This is a genomic window from Roseovarius sp. D22-M7, assembly GCF_037083785.1.
GTDB lineage: Bacteria > Pseudomonadota > Alphaproteobacteria > Rhodobacterales > Rhodobacteraceae > Roseovarius.
In genome coordinates this window covers 1-3,047 of the sequence record NZ_JBAPKY010000132.1, presented here as the reverse complement: position 1 = coordinate 3,047, position 3,047 = coordinate 1, and the positions used below count along the sequence as shown (strand labels likewise).

The 3,047-nt window shown below is 63.9% G+C and carries 4 protein-coding genes; 2 read left to right on the top strand and 2 right to left on the bottom strand.

Going from position 1 to position 3,047, the window contains the following annotated elements; all coding sequences use genetic code 11:
- The first annotated feature begins 142 nt into the window (after positions 1-142).
- Positions 143-766 (top strand): NAD(P)-dependent alcohol dehydrogenase, encoded by a 624-nt coding sequence (locus V8324_RS21465; protein ID WP_336421927.1) that lies wholly within the window; start codon positions 143-145, stop codon positions 764-766.
- A gap of 54 nt (positions 767-820) precedes the next feature.
- Positions 821-1,177 carry a VOC family protein gene (locus tag V8324_RS21460; protein ID WP_336421926.1) on the top strand — a complete coding sequence of 119 codons (357 nt, stop codon included), beginning with the start codon at positions 821-823 and terminating at the stop codon, positions 1,175-1,177.
- 624 nt (positions 1,178-1,801) lie between these two features.
- On the opposite strand, the gene V8324_RS21455 is transcribed toward V8324_RS21460, so the two are convergent.
- On the bottom strand, positions 1,802-2,287 hold the full coding sequence (locus V8324_RS21455; protein ID WP_336421925.1) for a YHS domain-containing (seleno)protein: 486 nt from the start codon (positions 2,285-2,287) through the stop codon (positions 1,802-1,804).
- Positions 2,288-2,328: 41 nt separating this feature from the next.
- Positions 2,329-2,742: an isochorismatase family protein gene (locus V8324_RS21450; RefSeq protein WP_336421924.1), complete on the bottom strand. Its 414-nt coding sequence runs from the start codon at positions 2,740-2,742 to the stop codon at positions 2,329-2,331.
- Positions 2,743-3,047 lie beyond the last annotated feature (305 nt).

Below are 3,047 nucleotides of genomic sequence, written 5' to 3'. Positions count from 1 at the left end.
TGATCGGATGCCCCGGAACAGGTGATCGGATTAAATCGGAATCACTGATCGGATGTTATCGGAACCGGTGATCGGATGTCCCCGGAACGCGCACTTCGGGGCCAACGCCAGCAATATCTGCCTCGACGAGGACGGGGTTCTGATGCCGAAGCCGGAGTCGCTGTCGCACGCGGATGCGGCGGTTCTGTGCGACGGTGTGCTGACGTCCTGGCATTTCCTGCGCAACCTCGGCCAAGTCCAAAGCGGCGACCGCGTGTTGGTCCTGGGCGGGTCCGGCAGCCTCGGCAGCGCCGCGGTGCAGATCGCCGCCGCCATGGGCGCGGATGTGAGTGCGACCTGCAGCGCGCGCAACGCCGATCTTGTCGCGTCGCTCGGCGCCACCCGCGTGATCGATTACACCTCCGAGGACGCCCTGCGGCCCGGGGCCGGCTATGACGTGATCTTTGACACGGTGGGCGTCGCCTCCTTCTCGGCCGCCAAGCCCGCGCTTGCCGAAGCGGGGCGCTACCTCTGCCCGGTCCTGACGATGGGGCGGCTGCCCGCAATCCTGCTCTCGAGCCTTGTGGGCCGGAAACGGGCCCTGTTCGCGGCCGCGGGCTTGGAAAAGCCGCAGCGCCTGCGGGCCATGCTGTCCGAGATCCTGACCCGGATCGACCAGGGCCGCCTCTCGCCGGTCATGGACCGGATCTACCCGCTGTCCGACCTCGTCGAGGCGCACGCCTATGTCGAAGCCGGGCACAAGCGCGGCAATGTCGTCGTGATGTAAGAGGTGCGCAGTATGGTCAGCATCAGACCCACCAATTCAATCGGAGAAACCACCATGAGAATGAACTACTTCGTCGTCGGAACGAACGACATGCGCGCCTCCAGGGCCTTCTACGACGCTCTTTTCGAAGGCGCGGGGCTCCAGACCATGTCGCCCTCGGACCGCATGACCTACTGGCTCGGTGAGGATTTTGCCTTCGCCGTGGCGATACCCTTCGACGAAAAGCCGGCGAGTAATGGAAATGGCGCCATGGTCGGCTTTTCGGTCGGCACCGAGGAGGACGTTGTAAGGCTTCACGCCTTGGCGCTTGAGCTTGGCGGCACCTGCGAAGGCACGCCCAGTCAGCGTGGGCCGAAATTCTCGGCCTATGTGAGAGACCTTGACGGCAACAAGCTGTGCCTGTCCGACTGAGCATCGCCAATGCTTTTGAATTAGTCGCGAAAACATCCGCGTGTTGCTTGCCCCTTAGGGGCTGCCCGCGGGCATCGCCAATTAACGGTGCCTTCGCGCGCGGTCCATTCGTCGATGAACCGGTCGCCGAGTTTGCGCGACAGGGATCGCCCGGCGCGGGCGCTGGCGTCGACTCTGAGGATACGTGTCATGTCAGTGGTCCTTCTTTCTGGTTTCAGGAATGGCTGTTTGGACATTCAGACGACGGTTTGGCCGTCGCTGGATTCCTGGAAGCGAGCGTTGCTCTCGGCATACCCAAGGGCGTTGTCGACACGGCCGCCGGTTCTTCAGTGGCGCCGATCACGAGAATGGAGTTCGGTTGCATGGTGTTTCTCATTGGCTTGGATGATGTTCGGACGATAGCGTCGGCGCCGCGGCCCGATCTCGGCCGTCCCGGCCATCGGCTTGGCCGGTCCTGCCAATCGACGGCACAGCCGTCTGCACCTGCGCTGTGGGCTCTCACGGACGGGCGGATGACAAGGTGCAGGGCAAGCGCGATGTCACAACTTCCGTGGTACGTTTGGGCGCAACGGAATTCCCGGGTCCCGATGATTGGGACCCGGGAGGGGTCGGTCGGACCTTTGCTCAGAGATCGCCGACGGGGGTCGATACGATTTCCGGCCACGTCTCGTAGGCGACGCGGATGACTTCCGCGTTGTTCGCCTGGTACTTTTCAAAGATTGCGGCGTTGACGAAGAGGTACAGCTTGCCGTCGACGATGTCCGCAAACCGGACGTCCCCATCAAGCTTCTTTCCGACGTAGACGCCGAAGGCGCAGAAGCCACCGAACTGGGGCAGGTAGGCACGGGGATCGGCGTCGAACTTCTGCTGGGCCTCTTCACTGGCGAAGTAGTAGTCCACGCCCTCGTGCTCGGAGGTGTAGACGGCATCGCCGATCCGCGGCGCCTCGCTGTCGAACATCGACACCGGATCGACGCCGTGCATGCCGAGCGGGTTGCCGGTGAGGGTGAGGCCGTTCGCGACGTTGTATTCGTCTGCGGCCATCGCGGCCGACGCGAGGGCGAGCGTCGCCGTCAGGGCCACGGCGGAAAGGCGGAGAATGGTTTTCATGGGTCTGTTCCTTTCAGGGGTTGGGGTCGTCGGTGGTGGGTTCAGGCCGAGCGCGCGATGCGCTCGACGGCGTCGTCGGTCCACCAGACGCCGTTGGCGACCATGCGGAAGTTGATGAGGGCGGCGAGGTAGCCGTCGCCTTCGGGCACCTTCGCGCCCGCCGTGGCATCGCGCACCACGGCGACCTCGAAGCCGAGCTCGAGCAGCTCGTAGAGATGCGCCTGCGTACAGAGGTTGGCCGACATACCCGCCAGGATCACCTTGTCGATCCCGCGCTTGCGCAACTGCAGGTTCAGGTCGTTCTGCGCCGGGCTGTAGACCTTGTGGGGCGAGCAGACTATGGTCTCGCCGTCCTCGATGTACTTCTTGTACTGCGGCATCCAGTCGGCGCCGGAGCCTTCGAAGCCTTCGAGGGTCAGAGAGCCGGGGCGATCGAACATGCCGATGGCGTGCATGGTCTTCTCGAGGGTTCCCTCGAACTGCCACCGGTGGTCGTGCGGATAGTAGTAGTGCGGCGAGATGTGTCTGACGTCAGGGCGTGCAGGAGGGATTTGATGTTTTCGTGACGGAGGGTTTCCGGGTCATCGCGGCCATCAGGGAGCGAAGGTGAACAAGAACCGGAGGACCGCGCAGGCGACATCCGGACCATCGGAGGACGCGGCGGGCAAGCTGGTCAAGGGGATCACGCGCAAGACCCGCGAACAGTACTCGGCCGAAGAGAAGATCGGGATCGTGCTGGCGGGCTTGCGCGGCGACGAGA